The sequence below is a fragment of the Nitriliruptor alkaliphilus DSM 45188 genome (assembly GCF_000969705.1).
GTDB classification, from domain to species: Bacteria; Actinomycetota; Nitriliruptoria; order Nitriliruptorales; family Nitriliruptoraceae; genus Nitriliruptor; species Nitriliruptor alkaliphilus.
The window spans coordinates 4,995,221-5,015,929 of record NZ_KQ033901.1; the positions used below are offsets into that span (position 1 = coordinate 4,995,221).

Genomic DNA, 20,709 nt, shown 5'->3' on the forward strand with positions numbered 1-20,709 from the left:
GGCGCGGACGGCACCGGGGACGCGGAGCCTCGACGACTGTTAGGAGGCGAGGCATGGTGACCATCGTAGGCGTGCCCGGAGGGACACCGGCCGTGACCCGTGACGGGTCGCGGCACGTCAGGTGGTGACCGGGGTGGCCGCGGACGTGGCGGCGCCGCTGGTGGTGGCGGAGGGCCGGACCCCGCTCGCGTCGCTGGAAGCGGAGGTGTCGGTCCTCGGTGCGGCGATGCTGTCCCGCTCGGCCGCTGAGACGGTGGTGGCGACGCTCACGCCGGAGGTGTTCACCCGGCACGCGCACCAGGTGGTGTTCGACGCGGTCGCTGGCGTCCTCGGGGCGGGCGATCCGGTCGACACGTTGACCGTGACCGAGTGGCTCGCCCGCCGCGGGCAGCTCGACGAGGTGGGCGGCCCGACCGCGCTCCATGACCTGACCGTCCAGGTCCCCTCGCCGGGGAACGTCGAGGCGTACGTGACCATCGTCCGGGAGCACGCGGACGGCCGCCGGCTCCGCGCGGAAGCTTGCGCGGTGGTCCGGGACCTGGACGCGGGCACCCCGGCACGGGAGCTGCGGGACCGTCTCACCGCAGCCGGACCGGCGGCACCGTCCGGGACGGCGGGACGTGCGGTGTCCGGCGGCGCGTTCGTGCTCGACCAGCCGGACGGCATCCCGGCCGTGTGGGGCGACGGGCTGAAGGTCGCGTGGTCGTCGGGGGAGCCGCTGCTGCTGGTCGGCCCGCCGGGGGTCGGCAAGACCACGCTGGCGCAACAGGTCGTCCTCGCACGGATCGGTGTCGGATCGGGTGACGTCCTCGGCATCCCCGTGGAGGACGACGGCCGGCGGGTCCTGTACGTCGCGGGGGACCGGCCCCGGCAGGCCGCACGATCGCTGCGCCGGATGGTCACCGACGCGGACCGCGAACGGTTGGACGGCCGCCTGTCGGTCTGGCCCGGACCGCTCCCGTTCGACGTCGCGACCGACCCGGCCGCGCTGGTCCGGTTCGTCCAGGACCACGACGCCGGCACGGTCGTCCTCGACTCGCTCAAGGACGTCACCCCGGCGCTGGAGAAGCCGGAGGTCGGCGGCCAGGTCAACCTCGCGCTCCAAGCGTGCGTGGCCGCCGGAGTTGAGGTGCTCGGACTCCACCACCAGCGGAAGCGTCAGGCCGGCAACGCCCGCCCGACCAAGCTCGACGACGTGTTCGGATCGGGCTGGCTCACCGCCGGTGCCGGATCGGTCCTCCTGCTGTGGGGCGACGCCGGGGACCCCGTCGTCGAGCTGACCCACCTCAAGCAGCCCGCCGACCAGCTCGGCCCCTGGAAGCTCGTCCACGACCACGACGCCGGCACCACCACCCTCCTCGACGCACCCGACCCGCTCCGGATCCTCCAAGCAGCCACCCGCGGCATCACCGCCCGCACCCTCGCGCAGACCATCACCGGAACCGCCGACCCCGACCGGAGCCAAACCGAGCGAGCACGCCGCCACCTCGAACGGCTCGTCACCAGCGGCCACGCCCACAAGCATGACGGCAACAAGACCACCTCCACCCCCGCCCTCTACCAACCCGCGAGCCTGCTCGTCGAGGAGCCCCACCGATGAACCAGACCCCCATCACGCACCCCTACACGCACCCTCCCCGACGTGCACCCATCACGGAACCCCCCGAAGCCCCCAACACCCATCACGCACCCCATCACGCACCCCTACACGCCCATCACGCCCCCCACCCATCACGCGGGGTAGGGGTACGTAGTACCCACCCCCGTGAAGGGGCCACCACCCCACACCACCAGAACCACCCCCGAGCACACCACCAGCACCGGTCGAGCGCGGTCGTGCCGGAGGGTGGCCCGTTCGGTCGAGATGATGCGCGCGTCGGATCGTCGGTCGGGATGGTCGTCGGGGGCACGGTCGGGGCCACGTCGGGGGCCACGTCGGTCCGGGTGCTGGCGGGTTCGGGTGCTGGTGGGCTGTTGGAGGCGGTTCGTGGGGTCGGGCGCGTTGGGTGCTGTGCCCGGTGGGGGGTGTTCGCGTGAGTGAGCGGAAGGGGAGCGCGGGTCCGGCGTCGGGGATCCCGGCGCGTGGCTACCGGTGGGAGCCGTTCCAGCCGGGGCACCTGTTGTCGACGCGGCACGGGGCCAACGCGGAGCGGTTCGTGCAGCCGATCGCGGACGCGGTGGTGCGGTGGGCGCGGGAGCGTGCGCCGTGGCTGGACGACCTCGACGGGCCGGCGTTGGAGTCGTGGGCGCGGGCGGAGGCGCGGTGTGTGCTGTTGGCCGACTACCTCGACGTGCACGGGCTGGTCGATGCGGAGGGTGAGCCTCGGTCGGCGCTGCGGGCGCTGGAGCGGGCGGAGTCGTCTGCGATGCGTGCACGGGAGCGGCTCGGGCTGGATCCGCGGTCGCGTGCTGCGTTGGCCCGTGAGCGTGCGGACGCCGTGCTGCACGCCGCGGACCTGGAGCAAGTGCGAGCGGCCGGGAGGGAGGCGCTGGAGCGCGTCGAGGTGGTCGGCACGGCCCGCGACGTCGAGGACCAGGAGGACGGATCGTGACGGCTGCTGACGCGACGCTGGAGCTGCTGTACGGGCTGGTGCTGGAGGACGGCCGCCGGTGGGGCGACGCGGCCGAGCGGTGGCAGCGGGACGACGCTCGGGCGGTGCTCGACGCTGACGGTCCTCGGCTGCACTACCTGACCCGTCCGCGTGGTGGGAGCAAGACGTCCGACCTCGGGGCGGTCGTGACGTGTGCGCTGCTGGTGCAGGCTCCTCGCGTGTCGCGGAGCTACGGGTACGCGGCGGACCGGGGGCAGGCTGGGCTACTCCTCGACGCGGTACGTGGCTACGTGGAGAGGACGCCGGGGCTGGCGGGATCGCTGCACGTCGAGGCTCACCGGGCCACGGTGCGGTCGTCGGGCGCGACGCTGGAGGTCGAGTCGTCGGACGATGCGTCGTCGTGGGGCCGGCGTCCGTGGCTGACGGTCGTGGACGAGCTGGCACAGTGGAAGGACACGCCCGGTCCGCGCCGGCTGTGGTCGTCGATCGTGTCCGCGCTGCCGAAGGTGCCGGGGTCGCGGCTGGCGGTGCTGACCTCGCCGGGGGATCCCGCGTCGTGGGCGTTCCGGGTGCTGGAGGAAGCGCGCGGGTCGGCCCGGTGGCGGACGTCGGAGGTGGCGGGTCCGGTCCCGTGGCTGGACGTCGAGGATCTCGCGGAGCAGCGCCGTCTCCTGCTGGAGTGGCAGTACGCGCGGCTGCACGAGGGCCGGTGGGTCGGGGCTGACGACCGGCTGGTGGACGTCGAGGGGCTGCGGGAGTGCGTGGTCCTGGACGGGCCGGTGGAGCCGGTGGCGGGTCGCCGGTACGTGGTGGGGGTGGACGTGGGGCTGAAGGACGACCGGACGGTGGTGGCGGTGTGCCATGCGGAGCCGGTGGACGTCCCGGATGGTGACGGGCTGCGGCGTGCGTCTCGGGTGGTGCTGGACCGGATGCTGGTGTTCGCGGGGTCGCGGCGGTCGCCGGTGCAGCTCGGGACGGTGGAGGAAGCGCTGCTGGACGTGTGGAGCCGGTACGTGGGCGCTCGGATGGTCCTGGACCCGTGGCAGGCGGTGGGGCTGGCGCAGCGGCTGCGGGGCCGTGGGGTCCAGGTGGAGGAGTTCGCGTTCTCGTCCCGGTCGGTGGGCCGGTTGGCGTCGACGTTGCACCTGTTGCTGCGGGACCGGTTGCTGGCGTTGCCGGAGGACGCGGAGCTGTTGGAGGAGTTGGCGCACGTGCGGTTGCGGGAGACGTCGCCGGGGGTGGTGCGGATGGATCACGACGCGGGTCGGCATGACGATCGGGCGGTGGCGTTGGCGTTGGCGGCGCTGCCGTTGGTGCAGGCGTCGTCGGTTGGTGGGTCGTGGTCGTCGTCGGTGGGTCGGGGGTTGCCGGCGGCGCGTGAGGGGCCGAGGCCGGGCGGTTTGCGTGTGGCGGGTCGACGATGATCGGAGATGGCATGGACGGTGTGGAGTTGGGCGGGTTCGTTCCGCTGGCGGGGCTGGATCGGCTGCGGGATGGGCTGGGGCGGCTGTCGGACGAGCGGGCGTTGGAGTCGGAACCGGAGGCGTGCGCGGCGTTGGCGCGTGGGCTGGTGCGGTCGGTGGTGGAGCCGGTGTGGTTGACGGTGCAGGTCGAGCCGTTGGAGCTGCACACGGTCCCGGTGGACGATCCGGACGACGGGCCGGTCCGGGCGGTGGTGGGGGCGGTGGAGACGCTCGCGAGCCGGGTCGGGTTGGCCGGGGCGGGGGTGGCTGCAACGTCGGTGACGGTGACGGTGCTCCGCGAGTTGGGGGTGACGGACGCGGAGCTGCGGTTGGCGTTCCTCGCGGTCCTGGACACGCTCGACGACGGTCCGCAGGAGGTCGGCGAGTGAACGGGCCGGACCTTGCGGTGGCGGGCGCGTTGCGTGAGGTGGCGTGGCGGGCTGCGTCGATCGAGGAGCTGCACCGGGCGGTCGGGGTCGAGCGGTGGCGTCGCCGCGCGGTCGGTCGTGCGGTGGAGCGGCTCGCGGGGTTCGGGCTGACGGTCCGGGTCGCGCCGGGGTTCTGGCGGTGGGCGGCCACGGCGGACACGGACGCGCGGGTCGTCGCTGTTGCTGCGAGCGTGGGGGTGACGTTCGGGCCGCTCGGGGAGCCTCCGACCGACTGTCCGCGGTGCGGGCACCGGCTCGACCTGGGGGCCGAGCGTGGCGTGCTCGGGGACATCGGGTGCGAACCGTGCGGGCTACTCGTCTGAGTTCCGCGGTCGTGTCACTGCCGGCGGTACGCTGTGGGTGAGCGAGCGCACCGTCCGGTCCCGAGCAGGGACCACCGGACCGGGCCGCACAGCGGCAGCGCCGGCAGCTCCCCGCGCAGGGATCGTGTGTCCAACCTTGCGCCCTGGAGCTAAACCGTGGATCTCGCAACCCTTCGCCGCACCCTCGCTGCCCTCGCGGCTGCTGACGTGCTGACCGCTGCTGCCGTGACCCGCGCTGACGGGTGGGCGGCCGACCTCGACGAGGTCCCGACGGCCGACCTCGACGCGACCGAGGCGGACCTGATCGCCGCGTTCGACGCGGCCGACCCCGGCGACGACGCCGACCCTGACACGCACGACCTCGACCTGATGGGGCTGGCCGCCTCCGCGATCGAGTGCGTCCGCTCGCTGCGGCAGGCCCGCCGCAACCAGGTCCGGGAGCTGGTCGCGTCGGTCCGTCCCGGTGAGACGCTGACCCGCCCGTCCCTCGCGGACGCGGCCCGCCACCAGCGGCGCGACTCCCACCCGCGGACGCCACGAGCTGACGTCCGTGCCCTCACCGCTGCCGGTGCCGAGGTCGACGGTCCCGGCGTCGCTCGCGCGTTCCTCGACCAGCTCCGCTCCGTCCCGCGGTCCGGTGAGTTCCGTTCGCGGGTCGCGACGTTGCACCTCGACGTCCCGGAGGAGCGGCAGCTCGGCGCGGACGTGCACACGAACGTGGAGCGGGTCGCTGCCGTCGTCGGGGACGACGCGCTCGTGGCCGCCGGTGGACTGTGCGCCCCGATCTCGGCCCGCTACGAGGTCGACACCATCGCGTCCGACCACCGCCCGATCCGTGACGCGCTCCCGGTGTTCGGTGCCGAGCGAGGCGGGGTCCGTCTCCTGACCGCCCCGTCCCTCGCTGACGCGTCCACCGGGACGGTCGTGTGGACCGAGGCGAACGACCGTCGGATCCTCGCGGAGGACTTCGACAACTCCCCCGCGGACGGTGAGGACCCGCCCGGTCCGGACTTCGGGATGTACGCCACGAAGCCGACCTGGACGCTGGAGTGCGGCAGCGAGGTCGAGGTGCTCGTCCACGCCGTGACCCGCCGGGTCGCGTTCGGCAACTTCCACGCCCGGACCCACCCCGAAGCGGTGCAGGCAGCGGTACGGATGCTCACCGCCGCGCACGCCCGCACCGCGGAACAGGAGCTGTGGTCGTCCATCGTCAGCGCGGCCACCTCGGTCACCGCGGACGCCGAGCTGGGCGCAGCACGGGACCTGCTGACCACCCTGGACCGTGCCACCGCCGGGTACCGGTCGCGGCAGCGGCTCGCCCCCACCGCGCGGCTGCGGGTCGTCCTGCCGGAGTGGGCACGTCACCTCGTCCGCGCCGACGTTGCCAAGCAGCTCCCCGGCGACGACGCGCTCGGGGTCACCGACGAGCAGATCGGCGCATGGTTCACCGCACGCGGGATCGCGCCGGTGTGGTCCCCGGACGTCCAGCCGATCGGCGGGCAGGACACCGGCGCGCTGGTCGCGTTCCCCTCCACCGTCGAGTTCGTCGTCGCCGCAGAGGGAGCGTTCCTGTTCCTCGACGGTGGCAGCCTTGACCTCGGCCTCGTCCGGGACTCGACCCTCAACTCGACCAACCAGGTCGAGTCGTTCGCGGAGACGTTCGAGGGCGTCGCTGCCGTCGGCCACGAGGCGCTCCACGTGACGCAGACCACCGCCGCGTACGGGGCCAGCTCCGGCACCATCGACCTCACCGCCTGACGCTCGGGCAAGCGTCGACGGTCGGTGCACGACCGACCCCGGCACTCCGACGTCAGACCCCGCCCCGACCGGACACCCGGTCGGGGCGGTGTCCTTCCCCACCGGTGACGCCTCCGTGCCTACGTTGCGCGCCGACGCGAGGGGGAACGATGAACCGACCGGCCGGGATCGGCAGCAACCCGCCACCAGCTCCGAACCTCGACGACGTGCCCGAGCTGGCCGACGTCGCGGAGGATCTCGACCGGCTCGCGATCCGCGCCGTCCGGATCGTCGAGCACGCCACCGCTGACGGGGCGGGGTGCTCCTGGTCCCCGGTCGTGGTCCTCGCGATCTCTCCGGGGCTGGTGGTCCCGTGGTCGTTGGGAGGGCGGGCGACGTCGGAGGACGCACGAGGCGCGGTCGAGGAGCTGCTGCGCGGGCTGGTCGCCGGCCGGCGTGACGCGGCACGTCTGCACCCCTCCGACGGGGAGACGGTCCCGCTTGAGCGGCTGGAGCAGGTCGTCTCCACCGAGCAGCGGCGGGCGTGGGGCAGCAACGCGGCCGAGGGGTACGTGCGACGGATCACCGAACCGCCGAGGTGAGCGGTGGCCCCGTCGTGGCCCCACGAACCGGCAGGCGAGGGCCGGCACGGTCGGGCGAGGTCGGCAGCCGGCGGCACGTTTCCGCAGGTCAGGCGGGGGAGGGCCGGTGAGGGCAGGCACCGTCCGGGATAGCTCGGCGGGACCTAAACCCAGCGCGTCTGCCAGTTCCGCCACGCCCGCGTGGCCCAGAACCTACCGCCGACCTGGGACGCTGCGGGGCGCGTGCCTCGCGACGGGGACGGGGTCGCCCACGTGCGCGGCCGCCGCGGCGATGGTGCGAGCGACGATGACCGGCGGATCGTCGTGCCGGACGTGCAGGTGGGGCGGCAACAGCGACGCGTTCCGCAGCACCGTCGTCGTCGCGTGCGACGTGGCACGCAGGTGCGCCCACCCGGGGGCGTCGTCGAAGTCGAGCAGGGCGGCCTGCTCCAGGAGCGTGCTCAGCTGCTCTCGAGCCGTCCGGACCCTCCACGCGTCGGGTGGCGACGGGGGGGATGGTGCTTCGGCTGTGGGCGTGTGGTGCCGCGGCGTGGTCACGGTGGTCATCGTGGCGTCTCCGGTAGGTGGTGTGTTGCGCACACCTTGCTCCCGGAGGTCACGCGGGACCTCGGTGGGCCCCACCCAGTCTCGACGACCAGGCCACCTAGATCAGGCGACGGCACCGCGGTGGACCATCAGGGGTCGACGGCGACGTTGCCTCGTTCGACCTCATCGGGTGGCTGGCAGGTGGCCACCGGGTCGGCGGGGTCGAAGTCCTCGCCGTCGCACGCGGCATCGACGTTCTGCCACAGCCCGAGCACCAGCGCCAGCGCGATCACCCCGACGGCCACCAGGGAGATGGCGAGGTGGTTGGCGCGCGCGGGGTTCACTGGTGCTCCTCGGGGTGAGCTGTCGAGCGAGGTTCGGACCCCCGGCCACCCCAGACGGTCGATCGCTGCCGACCGCTGGCCGGGGCCCGTCCGGTTCGACCGGGGAGGGTCCCCCGTCGTCACGACGGTTGGCGCGGCCCAACGGTCGGGGTCCTCGGCCGACCGGCCGGACCTGCGCCGCTCCGGCGCATGCACCGTTGACCTCGACCCCACGTGAGGGTCTAGCGTCACCGCGACGGGGGCGTCGCACCGGCTCTGCCGGTTCTTCCAAGCGGCCCGATGAGTTCCGTGACACCGTCCGGTCAGCAGCGAGGCTGACGGTCGCGTGACTCCCGACGGGTCCCGCACCGAGGTTCGACGTCGCGGCACCACCGGGGCCCCCCGACCGCGGACACGTCCTGTCCGCGGCCACCCGTAGCGTGCTCGACGACCCCGGCGGACGCCGCGGGCGACGCAGAAGGAAACGTGCAGTGACCGATGTGATCCGGGCCGAAGGGCTCGTGAAGCGGTACGGCGAGGTGACCGCCCTCGCCGGCCTCGACCTCACGGTGCCCGAAGGCACCGTCCTCGGGCTGCTCGGGCCGAACGGCGCGGGCAAGACCACCGCCGTGCGGATCTTGACCACCCTCCTGATCCCCGACGCGGGGACGGCCACGGTGGCCGGGATGGACGTCGTCGCCGACCCCGACGGGGTCCGGGAACGGCTCGGCCTGTCCGGCCAGTACGCCGCGGTGGACGAGCACCTGACCGGTTTCGAGAACCTCGACATGGTCGGGCGGCTGTACCGGCTGGGCAAGCAGCGGTCGAGGTCACGGGCCCGTGAGCTGCTCGAGCGGTTCGACCTGTCGGAGGCCGGCGACCGGCCGGTGAAGACCTACTCGGGCGGCATGCGTCGTCGGCTCGACCTCGCCGGTGCGCTGGTCGCCGAGCCGAAGGTCCTGTTCCTCGACGAGCCCACCACCGGGCTCGACCCCCGCAGCCGCACCGAGATGTGGGGTGTCATCCGCGAGCTGGTCAGCCACGGCACCACCCTGCTGCTGACCACCCAGTACCTCGAGGAGGCCGACCTCCTCGCCGACGACATCGTCGTGATCGACCACGGCCGAGCCATCGCCCACGGCACTGCCGACCAGCTCAAGCGCGACCTCGGTGGCGAGCGCATCGAGGTCGTCGTGGAGCACGCGTCCGACATCCCACCGGCGACCGGCGTGCTGACCGCGATCGGTGTCGGCGAGGTCCAGGTCGACGAGCACGGCCGCCACCTGACCGTGGCGATCGATGGTGGCTCGAAGGCCCTGATGCAGGCCCTGCGCGAGCTCGACGCCCGCGGCATCGAGGTGTCGGACGTGGGCCTGCGCCGGCCGACCCTCGACGACGTGTTCCTGACGCTGACCGGGCACACCGCCGAGGACGCCGCCGAGGGGACCACCAGCGACGCGACCGGCCAGACCGACGACCCGAACCGTGACCTGACCCCGGAGGGAGCCCTGTGAGCGCGCTCACCCACGCCATCGCCGACGGCTCCGTCGTCGCCAAGCGGAACCTGATCAAGATCAAGCGCGTGCCCGAGGTGCTGGTCTTCGTCCTGCTCTCGCCGATCATGTTCGTGCTGCTGTTCGCGTACGTCTTCGGCGGGGCGATCGACCCGGGCGCCGGCCTCGACTACCGCGAGTTCCTCATCGGCGGCATCTTCGCCCAGACGGTCGTGTTCGGTGCCACGTTCACCGGGGCTGGCCTCGCCGAGGACATGCAGAAGGGCATCATCGACCGCTTCCGGTCCCTGCCGATGTCCCGCTCGGCGGTCCTCGTCGGTCGGACCGGTTCCGACATCGTCTACAACGTGCTGTCGATCATCATCATGTCGCTGACGGGTCTGCTGGTCGGCTGGCGGATCCGCGGCTCGTTCTTCGACGCGATCGCCGCCTACCTGCTGCTGCTGTTGTTCGCCTACGCCTTCAGCTGGGTGATGGCCTACGTCGGCCTGCTGGTCCCGAGCGTCGAGGTCATCAACAACGCCTCGTTCATGGTCATCATGCCGTTGACGTTCATCTCCAACGCGTTCGTCCCGCTCGAGACCTTCCCCGCCCCGCTGCAACGCTTCGCGGAGTGGAACCCGGTGTCGACGGTGACGCAGGCGGTGCGCGAACTGTTCGGCAACACCGGTGCCGGCAGCCTGCTGCCCGCGTCGGACGCCTGGTCGATGCAGAACCCGGTGATGTACACCCTGATCTGGGTCGGCATCATCCTGGCGATCTTCGTGCCGCTGTCGATCCGCCAGTACAAGCGCGCCGCCAGCCGCTGAGCCGGCGGCCGCACCACCGAACGAGGAGCAGGTCACGTGTGTCGGAGCATCCAGCAGCTACGGGGTGCCGAGCCACCCGCCACCGACGACGAGGTCCGGGACGCCGCGCTGCAGTACGTGCGCAAGATCAGCGGCTACCGGACCCCGTCGGTGGCCAACCAGGCGGTGTTCGACGCGGCGGTGGACGCCATCGCCGCGTCGACCCGTGACCTGCTCGACGGTCTCGTCGTCGGCGCGGGCTCGCGGCCTGCCGATCCGGTGCAGCGGCGCCTCGCCCGCCGTGCCGAGGCAGCCCACCTGAGCTGAGCATCGACAGGTGGAGCTCGGTGGTCGGTCCCCTCACCGCGACAGGAGGGTGACCTCGTCGAGGTGTCCCAGCTTCTGCGGGTTGCGGACGGCGTAGAGGTGGGTGATCCGGCCGTCTGCGACGACGACGCTGACGGCGGTGGCGAACCGGCCGTCCTGGTCGATCCGGACGCCGGGCGCGCCGTTGAGCCACGCTGGCGCGCTGCGCGCAGCTGGCGTGGCCGCGGCCAAGCCGGCCAGGAGCAGGGCCACACGCTCGGCACCGGTGACCGGCCGTGGGAAGGCCGCCGCGAGGCCGCCACCATCGGCGACCAACACCACGTCGGGGGCCAGGACCTCGAGCAGTGCCTGCAGCTCACCGGTGTCGATCGCGACGATGAACCGGTCCACGACGGCGCGCTGTTGGGCGACGCTCACCTCCATGCGTGGTCGTCGGGCGGCTACGCGTTCTCGGGCGCGGTGGACGATCTGGCGGACCGCGGACGGCGACCGGTCGAGCGCCCGCGCGATCTGGTCGTACGGCGTGTCGAAGACCTCCCGCAGCACGAACGCTGCGCGCTCGGCCGGGCCGAGCGTCTCCAGGACCGTGAGCATCGCCATCGAGACGCTCTCGGCGAGCTCGACATCGTCGGCCACGTCCGGGCTGGTCAGCAGCGGCTCGGGCAGCCACTCGCCGACGTAGTCTTCGCGTCGCCTGCTGACCGTGCGGAGCCGGTTGAGCGCCTGGCGGGTGACGCTGCGGACCAGGTAGGCCCGCGGGTCACGCACCTCGGCCTGATCGACGGCAGCCCACCGCAGCCAGGTCTCCTGCACGACGTCCTCGGCGTCGGCGGCGGAGCCGAGCATCTCGTAGGCGACGGTGAACAGCAGGCTGCGGTGGGTGACGAAGGGGTCGTCGTCCATGTCGCGGACCCTACGCCGACCGCAGGTCGTTGGACGGTCGCGCCAGCGGCGGCAGGCCGCAGGACGCGGCGAACCCCTCGGCCTCGATGCCGAGCGCCCGGTTGTTCCGGGCGTAGTAGTTGGCCAGCGCGATGACGGCGGTCAGTTCGAGCAGCGCGGGCGTCCCGAGGGCGTCGTGCAGCCGCGCGGACTGCTCGTCGGTCACCGTCGGCGGGGTCTGGCTCATCGCTTCGGCGTAGGCCATGACGTCCCGCTCCAGCGGGGTGAACACGTCCGACTCCCGCCAGCGAGGCACCTGCCGCGCCTTCGTGAGGTCCAGTCCGTCGTTGTGCGCCGTGAAGTAGCCGAGGTCGAGGCAGAACGAACAGCCGATCAGCGACGCGACCGCCATGTGGGCGAAGGACTTCAGGTCCTCGTCGCACGCGTGCCACCGGCGGGTCTTCTGGCCGATCCCGAAGCCGAACTTCAGCACCGGCTTGTGGTGCCACAGGGCCTCCAGGGATTCGGGCACCTCCCCGAGCATCTTCCTGCTGAACCGCTTCACGAGCGCGCCGTAGACCCCGGTGATCTCGGCCCTCGGTACGCGGATGTCGCTGACCACGTCGCCTCCTGTCGTCGCTGACGTGGTCATGGAGACACCGGCCCGGCTGCTCCTGTGACAGGGACCTGTCGGGTTCCGCTCGCTGCCGTGCTCAGGCGGCGAAGAACTTGGTGTGCATCCGGGACAGGGTGTTGGCGGTCCGGATCGTGACCGGCCCGACGGCACGGCCGATCGCGGTGAGGTCGAGGTCGCTCTGCGAGACCCCACCGGACGGCAGCCAGTGCAGCTCACGACCGTCCAGCACCAGCACGTCATCGTCGGAGCCGTGAGCCAACGCCGCAGCCGCATCGTCCGCAGCCGGTTCGCGCGGGAGCAGCAGGACCTGCGGCTTGCCCGTCGACCGGGCGAGCTGGTCCGCCGTGAACGGCGTCCGGGCGACGATCGCGGCCAGCTCGGCGACGCTGCGCAGGAACGTCAGCACCTCGTAACCGAGCGCCTCCTCGAGTGCGGACGCGATCCTCGTTCCGAGCTCACCGGCTCCCGCATCGTCGTCCGTCTCGAAGACCACGTTGCCACTGGCCAGGAAGCTGGCGACCTCGGTGAACCCCAGCCCCTCGAACGGCGCGCACAGCTCGGGCCCCGTCACCCGACGCTTGCCGAGGTTGATGCCCCGCAGGAACGCCGCGTACCGCACCGTCGCGGACCCCTTCTCGTGACGGCCTCGCCGACCGCCGGAGGACGGCAGCCTGCCAGACCGGGCGCAGGGTGGCCGGATGGTTGCGGCAGCTGGCAGCAGGGGCGATGGTCCCGCCGCCCGAGGGCGTGCAGACTCGCTGGCCGCTCCCGGGCCGGCGCCCCCGGACGGTGACTCACGCCCGGGAGCGCCGGCCGCTTTCGTCCCACGCCCGGAGGTCCGCCGTGCCCCAGCCACCCACCGTCACCGAGCACCGGGTCGAGTTCGACGCCACCGTGACCTTCGCCAACGGTGGTGACCTGCGGGTCCGTGGCTTCCGGCTCGACATCCCGGGCGACCGGATCGACAGAGAGGACGTCGGGCTGCTGTTGGTCCGCCACCTCGGGCTGTTGATGGTCGGTGACATCGAGGTGTCGAACCTGCGCATCCTCGCCGCACCGCACAAGGGATCCCGCGGCGGACCCTCGGACGGCACGTCCACCGCAGCGCAGACGACCACCGCGCTGATCGACCTCAGCCACGTGATCGTCGAAGGCATGGTGACCTACCCGGGTCTGCCGGGGCCGAGCTTCCACGACCACCTCACCCGCGAGGCGTCGCGCGACCACTACGCGCCGGGGACCGAGTTCGCGATCCAGCGGCTCGAGATGGTGGGCAACACCGGCACCTACCTCGACAGCCCGTTCCACCGCTACGCGGACGGCGGGGATCTGGCCGCGCTCGACCTCGCGACCCTCGTGGACCTGCCGGCCGCGGTCGTGCACCTCGACGACAGCGAGGCGCGGGGGATCGGGCCGACGGCGCTCGCGTCGTTCGACGTGCGCGGTCACGCGGTGCTCCTCCACACCGGCTGGGACCGCCACTGGGGGACCGAACGCTACGGTGATCCGGCCCCGTTCCTCACCCAGGACGGCGCCCGGTACCTCGCCGATGAGGGCGCCGCGCTGGTGGGGATCGACTCGGTCAACATCGACGACACCGTGGGTCGGGCTCGCCCGGCGCACTCGATCCTGCTCGAGGCCTGCATCCCGGTGGTCGAGCACCTGACCGGGCTCGGTCAGCTCCCCGCGAGCGGCGTGTCGTTCTCCGCCGTACCGCCACGCGTCGCGGGCTTCGGGACCTTCCCTGTGCGCGCGTACGCGCGGATCCCCGCCTGACCGCACCCGCGGTCGGGCGGGGAGCGGTCGGTCAGGCGCTCGGCTGGCGGAGCTGCTCGACGATCCGGGAGAAGGTGTCGCGCCCGTGGCCCTGCTCGACCGCGGTGGCGAGGAGGCGGCGCGTGACCTCGGGCAGGGTGGTGTCGATACCCCGAGCCTCGCTGACACGGACGACGTGCTCCATCGCCGCCAGCTCCATGGCGATGTTGTCAGCGTCGCCTGGGTAGCTGCCTGCCTCGACCTCGGCCGCCAGCCCGGGCAGGACCTCGTCGAGCACCGAGACGATGGTCCGCGCGTACGGCAGGAACGTCGTCGGTGCGATCCCGTCGGCGCCCACCATCGCGGTCGCGTGCAGGAACGCGGTCATGCCGGCGAAGAAGACGTCGAGCATCCCGAGGTCGAACAGCCCGGCCCGCCCCGGATCCGTGCCGAGGTAGTCGGCGGTCCCGCCGAGCGACGCCAGCGTGGCGTGGTGGGTGTCGAACACCTCCCGTGCCCCGCTGTAGAGCACCAGGGTGTCGTCGGTGCCGACCACCGGGGTCGGGACCATGATCGCGCCGTCGAGGTGGTCGACCCCGCGGGAGGTCGCCCACGTGTGGAACGCCCGCGCGTCCTCGGGCGTCGTCGACGTGAGGTTGACCACCGCACGCCCCGCCAACTCGTCACCGAGCGGGTCGAGCAGGCTGAGCGTCGTGTCGTTGTCGAGCACGCACACGACGATCAACGGGCCGGCCGTCACCGCGGCCGACACGGAGTCGGCGAGGGTCGCGCCGTCGGCGACCAGGTCATCCGCGCGGCTGGCGGTGCGATTCCAGACGGTGGTGGGGTGGCCGGCGGCGAGGAAGGTCCGGGCGAGGGTGTGGCCCATCGCGCCGAGGCCGATGACGGTGACCGGTCGGCCGCGGGCGTCGTTCGCCGCATCGGGTGCGGCCAGGAGGTCGGTGGTCGGAGGGTTCACGTGGCTGCTCCGGGTCGGGGAGTTCCGTGCCGGCGTTCCCGGCGGACCGCGAGACTGCCTCGACGCCAACCTCTCGCCTAGTACCGACTTTCAGGTACGTACCTACCTCGAGGTTCGTGCTCCGCTACCGTGCCCGACGACGTGAGGAGGTCGCCCGTGGACGAGCCCCTGTACAGCTGCGGCCTGGACGCCGCCGTCGACGTGGTGGGCGGCAAGTGGAAGGCGCTGATCCTGTGGGTCCTCGACGTCGAGCCGCGCCGGTTCGGGGCGCTGCGCCGTGAGGTCGAGGGCATCAGCGAGAAGGTGCTGATCCAGCAGCTGCGCGACCTCGAGCGCGACGGCCTCGTGCACCGTGAGGTCCACGAGCAGGTCCCGCCGAAGGTCGTCTACTCCCTGACCGACCTCGGCGAGTCGCTCAACGCAGCGCTCGAACCCCTCGGTGACTGGGGCGAGCAGCACATGACCCACATCACCGCGACCCGCGCGAGGACGTGACCGGGCCGTAACGGCCGCGGTCAGACCGGCTCTGCACGATCGCAGTCACGGGGACTGCATCCGGGTTCGGGCGGAGTGTGGCGCCCGGGGGGCCTGCACGATCGCAGTCACGGTGACTGCATCCGGGTTCGGGCGGTGACCGTCGTGCGAACGGTTCGCAGGAGGCTAGGGTGCGGTGCGTTGCGAACCGCTCGCAAGAAGGGGGCCTCCCGTGTCGCGTCCGTCCCGTCCGCTGTTCCGTCCGTTCGTCGCGCTCGGCACGGCCGCTGCGCTCCTCGCAGCCTGCGGCGGGGCCGACGTCCGAGCGGGGGCGACGCCGGACCGTGAGGCACCCGAGTCGCTGGTGCTCGCCATCGGTGGCGAGCCGGACGAGGGCTACGACCCGACGCTCGGGTGGGGGACCTACGGAGCGCCGCTGTTCCAGTCGACGCTGCTCCGGCGCGATGCCGATCTCGACCTCGTCGGCGACCTCGCCACCGACTGGGCGGTCAGCGACGACGGCCTGACGTGGACGGTGACGATCCGCGACGACGTGCGTTTCAGCGACGGTCAGCCGCTGACCGCCTCGGACGTCGCCTACACCTTCGCGACCGCCGCGACGAGCGGCGGGCTGGTCGACCTCAGCGACCTGGCCTCCGCCACCGCGGTCGACGACACGGTCGTCGAGCTCGAGCTGTCGGCGCCCCGCAGCACCTTCGTCGACCAGCTGGCGACCCTCGGCATCGTGCCCGAGCACCTCCACGGTGACGGCTACGGGCGTCAGCCGATCGGCTCGGGCCCCTTCGTGCTGGAGCGGTGGGACGAGGGCCAGCAGCTGGTGGTCACCCGCAACGACGACCACCACGGCGACCTCCCCGACGTCGAACGGCTCGTCTTCGTGTTCACCGACGAGGACGCGACCCTGGCCGCCGCCCGCGCCGGTGACGTCCACGTCGCCGGCGTGCCGCAGACGCTGGCCACCGACGCGGTGGCGGGCATGGACCTGGTGGCCGTGCCGTCGGTCGACAACCGTGGGGTGATGTTCCCGTTCACGCCGGACGACGGCGAGACGACCGAGGAGGGCCACCCGATCGGTGATGCCGTGACGTCGGACCTGGCCATCCGCCAGGCGCTGAACCTCGTCGTGGACCGTGCGGCGCTCGTGGACGGCATCCTCGAGGGGTACGGGAGGCCGGCTCACGGCCCGGTCGACGGGCTGCCGTGGTCCGAGCCGGCCTCGGTGGTCGAGGACGGCGATCCCGACGGCGCCGCTCGCATCCTCGCCGAGGCAGGCTGGGCGGACCGCTCTGGCGACGGGGTCCTGGAACGGGACGGCACCGAGGCCCGCTTCACGCTGCTCTACCCGGCGGGTGACTCGGTCCGGCAGGCCCTGGCGCTGGCCTTCCGCGACGTGGCCGCCGAGGTCGGCATCGCCGTCGAGGTCGACGGACTCGGCTGGGACGCGATCGGCCAGCGGATGCACACCGACGCGGTCCTGTTCGGCTGGGGCAGCCACGACCCGACCGAGATGTACAACCTGCACCACAGCTCGCGTGCCGGGGTCGAGTTCTTCAACGCCGGCTACTTCATCGACGACCAGGTCGACACCTACCTCGACCTCGCGATGGGTGCCACCGAGCCGGACGAGGCCGAGGTGTGGTGGCGTGCAGCCCAGCTCGACGACGACGGCGACGGCTTCGCCGCCCCGGGCCTCGCTGCCTGGGCCTGGCTGGTCAACCTCGACCACACCTACCTCGTCGACGAGTGCCTCGACCTCGGTGACCTCCAGGTCGAGCCGCACGGCCACGGGTGGCCGATCACCGCAGGCATCACGGGGTGGCGCTGGACGTGCTGACCGAGGATCCCGAGCGCGTTGCCCCGCCCGAGGACGACGCTCCACCTGCACCCGGCCGTGGCAGCCGGGTCGCACGGTTCGTGCTCGGTCGTGCCACGCGGCTGGTGCTCCTGCTGATCGGGGTCGCGGTCGGCGGGTTCCTGCTGCTGGAGGCCTCGCCGCTCGATCCGGTGGACGCCTACGTGGGTGCCGAGGTCACCCGCATCGGCCCCGAGCAGCGGGCGATGATCGCCGAGCGGTGGGGCCTCGACGACCCCGGCCCCGTGCGCTTCGCCCGGTGGGTCGGCAACGTCGCGCGTGGCGACCTCGGGACCTCGACCATCTTCGACGCGCCCGTCACCGACGTCATCGCGAGCCGGTTCCGTACCTCCCTCGGGCTGCTCGCCGCCTCGTGGCTGCTGTCGGGCATCCTCGGGTTCGGGCTCGGACTCCTCGCCGCCGCCCGCCGGGGCAGACCGCTCGACCGGGCGATCCGCTGGCTGGCCTACACGTTCGCGTCGGCGCCGACGTTCTGGGTCGGCCTGTTGCTGCTGACGGTCTTCGCGGTGCAGCTCGGATGGGCCCCGGTCTGCTGCGCGAGCCCCATCGGCACCGATCCTGCCGCCGCGAGCCTTGGGCAGCGGCTCCACCACCTGGTGCTGCCGGCGGTCACCTTGAGCCTCGTCGGCATCGCGCCCATCGCGCTGCACACCCGCGAGCAGGCGATCGCCATCCTCGACAGCGAGCACGTGCTGTTCGCCCGCGCACAGGGCGAGCGCGGCCTCGGCTTGATCCGGCACCGGGTGCTGCGCAACGCCGCGGTCCCGGCGGTGACCCTCCAGTTCGCCTCGCTCAGCGAGCTCCTCGGAGGATCGGTGCTCGCCGAGCAGGTCTTCAGCTACCCGGGGCTCGGACGCGCCACGGTCGAGGCGGGCATCCGCGGTGACCTGCCCCTGCTGCTCGGCATCGCGCTGTTCGCCGCGGTGTTCGTGTACGTCGGGAACCTGCTCGGGGACGTCGCTCACAGCCGTCTCGACCGACGCGTGAGCCTCCTCGACCGGGCGGGTCAGCGGTGAGCGCCGAGCTGACGACCCCACCGAGCACCGGTCTCGCGATCGGGGGCGCCAGCCGGCGCCGTCGGGCCCTGTGGCAGCTGTGGGCTGGCGCGGCGGCCATCGTCCTGGTGCTGGTCGGCGCGGCGCTCCTCGGCCCGGCGGCGGAGCTCACCGACCTCGATGCCCGTCGGCTGCCCCCGAGCCTCGACCACCCGTTCGGCACCGATCGCCTCGGACGTGACGTCTTCGCGCGGACCGTCGTCGGTCTCCGGCTGAGCCTCGGCATCGGCGCGCTGGCGGCCCTGATCAGCGCGATGATCGCGCTCGTCCTCGGTGCGTTGGCGGGGGTGGCCGGCCGGTGGGTCGATGCGGCGATCAGCTGGGTGATCGACCTGTTCCTGTCCCTCCCGCACCTGGTGCTGCTCATCCTCGTCGCCGTCGCCGCGGGCCGGGGGGTGCGGGGCGTGCTGATCGCGGTCGCGCTGACGCACTGGCCGTCGCTCGCCCGCGTCCTGCGTGCCGAGGCACGCCGGGTCACCTCGTCCGACTACGTGGCGGTCGCGCGTCACCTCGGTCGATCGCGGGCCCAGATCGCGTGGCAGCACCTCGGACGTCACCTCGGCCCCCACGTGCTGGTCGGCACGATCCTGCTGTTCCCGCACGCGATCCTGCACGAGGCGGCGCTGTCGTTCCTCGGCCTCGGACTGCCGCCCCACGCGCCCGCCATCGGGATCCTGTTGGCGGACGCGATGCGCGAGCTGTCGGCCGGCTCCTGGTGGCTGGCGCTGCTGCCCGGCCTCGCGCTGCTGGTGATCGTCAAGGCCGTCGACGCGATCGGGCAGCAGGTCCGGGCCCTGACCGATCCGAGGAGCGTGCACGAGTGAGCCTGCTGGAGGTGGAGGGCTTCACCCTCGAGTTCGTGCAGTACGTGGCCGGCCTTCGGCGCCAGCGGCTGCCGGTGGTCACCGGTCTGGACCTGACCGTCGACGCGGGCGAACTGGTGGCGGTGGTCGGGGCCAGCGGTTCGGGCAAGAGCCTGCTGGCCCACGCGCTGCTCGGGCTGCTGCCGGGCAACGCGAGGGAGGGCGGGACGCTGCGCTACGACGGTGCAGCGCTCACCCGCCGACGGCGGGCGGCGCTGCGCGGACGCGAGATCGCGTTGATCCCGCAGTCGGTGACCGCGCTCGACCCGCTGGCCACCACGGGCAGTCAGCTGCGCCGGGCCGCAGCGCTCGCGGGCCACCGTGATCCGGGGCAGCGGGCGGCCCAGGCCCTCGCGGATCGACGGCTGGCACCGGAGGTCGCTGCCCAGCACCCGCACGAGCTGTCCGGCGGGATGGCCCGCCGGGTGATGACCGCCATCGCGACCGCGGGCGACGCCCGGTTGATCGTCGCGGACGAACCGACCCCCGGCCTGCACCCGGCCATCGTGTCCGAGGCGCTCGGATCCCTGCGCAGGTTGGCCGACGGTGGCGCGGGCGTGATCCTGGTCACCCACGACCTGACCGCCGCGCTGGACGTCGCGGACCGGGTCGTGGTGTTCTACGCCGGGACGACCGTGGAAGAGGCGCCCATCGGCTCGTTCGTCGGGGACGGCTCCGCGCTCGCGCACCCCTACACCCGCGCGCTGTGGCGCGCCCTGCCGCGCAACGGCTTCCACCCCGTGCCAGGCGGGCAACCCTCGCCGCTCGACCTACCGCCCGGCTGCCTGTTCGCCGACCGCTGCGAGCTGGTGATCGACGACTGCCGTGTCGAACGACCGCTCCCGCGCCCGGCCGGCGCATCCACCGCGAGGTGCATCCGTGTTGCGAGCTGACGACCTGTGGTTCCGGTACGGCGATCGCACCCCCTGGGTGGTCCGTGGCGTCGACCTGCAGGTGGAGCCGGGCCAGGTCATCGGCATCCGCGGCCCGAGCGGGACCGGCAAGACCACCCTCGGGCGGCTCCTCGCCGGCTACCTGCGTCCCGACCGTGGACGGGTCGAGGTGGACGGCGGGGGGGCGCAGCCGTCCGGCGCCAGCCCGGTGCAGCTCGTCCTGCAGCACCCCGAGCTGGCCGTCGATCCCCGCTGGCGGCTGCGCGAGTCGTTGGCCGAAGCAGGCGCCCCCGAGCCCGACCTCCTCGCCGATCTGTCCATCGACGCCGCGTGGCTCGGCCGCTTCCCGGGCGAGCTGTCGGGTGGGGAGCTGCAGCGGCTGGCGGTCGCGCGGGCGCTGACGGCACGACCCCGCGTCGTGATCGCCGACGAGATCAGCGCGATGCTCGACCCGATCACCCAGGCGCAGCTGTGGCACGCCCTGCTCGCGCGCGTCCACGACCAGCAGCTGAGCGTCATCGCGATCTCCCACGACGACGATCTGCTGGCGGCCGTGGCCGACGACGTCCTCGACCTCGGACCCGGGGAGCACCGGCCCGAGCACGAAGCGGTCACCGCACCCGCCAGGGCGTGACCTCCATCCGACTCGCCGACACCGTGCCGCCCGGTGACGTGACGCCACGATGGTCACGTGC

The 20,709-nt window shown here is 72.9% G+C and carries 23 protein-coding genes; 17 read left to right on the forward strand and 6 right to left on the reverse strand.

Going from position 1 to position 20,709, the window contains the following annotated elements; genetic code table 11:
* Positions 1 to 133 precede the first annotated feature (133 nt).
* The 7 genes from NITAL_RS29295 (at position 134) to NITAL_RS23245 (ending at position 7,105) form a co-directional block, all read left to right on the forward strand.
* Positions 134 to 1,600, forward strand: a complete 1,467-nt coding sequence (locus tag NITAL_RS29295) for a DnaB-like helicase N-terminal domain-containing protein (RefSeq protein WP_052668661.1) — start codon at positions 134 to 136, stop codon at positions 1,598 to 1,600.
* Positions 1,601 to 2,033: 433 nt separating this feature from the next.
* On the forward strand, positions 2,034 to 2,552 hold the full coding sequence (locus tag NITAL_RS23220; protein WP_052668663.1) for a P27 family phage terminase small subunit: 519 nt from the start codon (positions 2,034 to 2,036) through the stop codon (positions 2,550 to 2,552).
* Entirely contained in the window at positions 2,549 to 3,976 is a 1,428-nt protein-coding gene (locus tag NITAL_RS23225) for a hypothetical protein (protein ID WP_052668664.1), read from the forward strand. Before NITAL_RS23220 ends, NITAL_RS23225 begins: the two co-directional genes overlap by 4 nt.
* A gap of 11 nt (positions 3,977 to 3,987) precedes the next feature.
* Complete coding sequence (locus tag NITAL_RS23230; protein WP_157042049.1) at positions 3,988 to 4,404, forward strand: hypothetical protein; 417 nt, start codon at positions 3,988 to 3,990, stop codon at positions 4,402 to 4,404.
* A complete protein-coding gene (locus tag NITAL_RS23235) occupies positions 4,401 to 4,766 on the forward strand; it encodes a hypothetical protein (RefSeq protein ID WP_052668666.1) in 366 nt (121 codons plus the stop codon). The genes NITAL_RS23230 and NITAL_RS23235 overlap by 4 nt, the downstream gene beginning before the upstream one ends.
* A gap of 156 nt (positions 4,767 to 4,922) precedes the next feature.
* A complete protein-coding gene (locus NITAL_RS23240) occupies positions 4,923 to 6,524 on the forward strand; it encodes a major capsid protein (protein ID WP_052668667.1) in 1,602 nt (533 codons plus the stop codon).
* 149 nt (positions 6,525 to 6,673) lie between these two features.
* Complete coding sequence (locus tag NITAL_RS23245) at positions 6,674 to 7,105, forward strand: hypothetical protein (protein ID WP_052668668.1); 432 nt, start codon at positions 6,674 to 6,676, stop codon at positions 7,103 to 7,105.
* 192 nt (positions 7,106 to 7,297) lie between these two features.
* On the opposite strand, the gene NITAL_RS23250 is transcribed toward NITAL_RS23245, so the two are convergent.
* Together NITAL_RS23250 and NITAL_RS23255 are read right to left on the reverse strand one after the other, a co-directional pair.
* Positions 7,298 to 7,651, reverse strand: coding sequence for a hypothetical protein (locus NITAL_RS23250; protein ID WP_052668669.1), 354 nt, complete (start codon positions 7,649 to 7,651; stop codon positions 7,298 to 7,300).
* 128 nt (positions 7,652 to 7,779) lie between these two features.
* Positions 7,780 to 7,974, reverse strand: coding sequence for a hypothetical protein (locus NITAL_RS23255; protein WP_052668670.1), 195 nt, complete (start codon positions 7,972 to 7,974; stop codon positions 7,780 to 7,782).
* A 470-nt stretch (positions 7,975 to 8,444) separates the two neighbouring features.
* Here NITAL_RS23255 and NITAL_RS23260 point away from each other — a divergent pair, with 470 nt between their 5' ends.
* From NITAL_RS23260 to NITAL_RS23270, 3 genes are read left to right on the forward strand one after another with little or no spacing between them, the layout of a single operon-like run.
* Positions 8,445 to 9,467: an ATP-binding cassette domain-containing protein gene (locus NITAL_RS23260; RefSeq protein WP_052668671.1), complete on the forward strand. Its 1,023-nt coding sequence runs from the start codon at positions 8,445 to 8,447 to the stop codon at positions 9,465 to 9,467.
* Entirely contained in the window at positions 9,464 to 10,276 is an 813-nt protein-coding gene (locus tag NITAL_RS23265; RefSeq protein ID WP_052668672.1) for an ABC transporter permease, read from the forward strand. The genes NITAL_RS23260 and NITAL_RS23265 overlap by 4 nt, the downstream gene beginning before the upstream one ends.
* Positions 10,277 to 10,312: 36 nt before the next feature.
* The gene (locus NITAL_RS23270) at positions 10,313 to 10,582 is read left to right on the forward strand and encodes a DUF2277 domain-containing protein (RefSeq protein ID WP_052668673.1); all 270 of its coding nucleotides are present in this window, start codon (positions 10,313 to 10,315) and stop codon (positions 10,580 to 10,582) included.
* A gap of 33 nt (positions 10,583 to 10,615) precedes the next feature.
* On the opposite strand, the gene NITAL_RS23275 is transcribed toward NITAL_RS23270, so the two are convergent.
* The 3 genes from NITAL_RS23275 to NITAL_RS23285 form a co-directional block, all read right to left on the reverse strand.
* A complete protein-coding gene (locus NITAL_RS23275) occupies positions 10,616 to 11,485 on the reverse strand; it encodes an RNA polymerase sigma-70 factor (RefSeq protein ID WP_052668674.1) in 870 nt (289 codons plus the stop codon).
* 10 nt (positions 11,486 to 11,495) lie between these two features.
* Complete coding sequence (locus tag NITAL_RS23280) at positions 11,496 to 12,116, reverse strand: carboxymuconolactone decarboxylase family protein (protein WP_211262628.1); 621 nt, start codon at positions 12,114 to 12,116, stop codon at positions 11,496 to 11,498.
* 61 nt (positions 12,117 to 12,177) lie between these two features.
* Entirely contained in the window at positions 12,178 to 12,720 is a 543-nt protein-coding gene (locus NITAL_RS23285; protein ID WP_052668676.1) for a DUF1697 domain-containing protein, read from the reverse strand.
* A 224-nt stretch (positions 12,721 to 12,944) separates the two neighbouring features.
* Here NITAL_RS23285 and NITAL_RS23290 point away from each other — a divergent pair, with 224 nt between their 5' ends.
* Positions 12,945 to 13,877 (forward strand): cyclase family protein, encoded by a 933-nt coding sequence (locus tag NITAL_RS23290; protein WP_052668677.1) that lies wholly within the window; start codon positions 12,945 to 12,947, stop codon positions 13,875 to 13,877.
* Positions 13,878 to 13,908: 31 nt separating this feature from the next.
* Here NITAL_RS23290 and NITAL_RS23295 read toward each other — a convergent pair whose 3' ends face one another.
* A complete protein-coding gene (locus NITAL_RS23295) occupies positions 13,909 to 14,835 on the reverse strand; it encodes an NAD(P)-dependent oxidoreductase (RefSeq protein ID WP_211262629.1) in 927 nt (308 codons plus the stop codon).
* A 156-nt stretch (positions 14,836 to 14,991) separates the two neighbouring features.
* On the opposite strand from NITAL_RS23295, the gene NITAL_RS23300 reads away from it, so the two are divergent.
* The 6 genes from NITAL_RS23300 (at position 14,992) to NITAL_RS23325 (ending at position 20,648) form a co-directional block, all read left to right on the forward strand.
* Positions 14,992 to 15,330, forward strand: a complete 339-nt coding sequence (locus tag NITAL_RS23300) for a winged helix-turn-helix transcriptional regulator (RefSeq protein ID WP_052668678.1) — start codon at positions 14,992 to 14,994, stop codon at positions 15,328 to 15,330.
* Positions 15,331 to 15,541: 211 nt separating this feature from the next.
* Positions 15,542 to 17,164 carry an ABC transporter substrate-binding protein gene (locus NITAL_RS23305; RefSeq protein ID WP_083441936.1) on the forward strand — a complete coding sequence of 541 codons (1,623 nt, stop codon included), beginning with the start codon at positions 15,542 to 15,544 and terminating at the stop codon, positions 17,162 to 17,164.
* Positions 17,146 to 18,219, forward strand: coding sequence for an ABC transporter permease (locus tag NITAL_RS23310; RefSeq protein WP_211262630.1), 1,074 nt, complete (start codon positions 17,146 to 17,148; stop codon positions 18,217 to 18,219). Before NITAL_RS23305 ends, NITAL_RS23310 begins: the two co-directional genes overlap by 19 nt.
* Positions 18,216 to 19,082: an ABC transporter permease gene (locus NITAL_RS23315; protein WP_211262631.1), complete on the forward strand. Its 867-nt coding sequence runs from the start codon at positions 18,216 to 18,218 to the stop codon at positions 19,080 to 19,082. Before NITAL_RS23310 ends, NITAL_RS23315 begins: the two co-directional genes overlap by 4 nt.
* A complete protein-coding gene (locus tag NITAL_RS23320; protein WP_052668679.1) occupies positions 19,079 to 20,014 on the forward strand; it encodes an oligopeptide/dipeptide ABC transporter ATP-binding protein in 936 nt (311 codons plus the stop codon). The genes NITAL_RS23315 and NITAL_RS23320 overlap by 4 nt, the downstream gene beginning before the upstream one ends.
* Entirely contained in the window at positions 20,001 to 20,648 is a 648-nt protein-coding gene (locus NITAL_RS23325; RefSeq protein WP_052668680.1) for an ABC transporter ATP-binding protein, read from the forward strand. The genes NITAL_RS23320 and NITAL_RS23325 overlap by 14 nt, the downstream gene beginning before the upstream one ends.
* Positions 20,649 to 20,709: the final 61 nt, after the last annotated feature.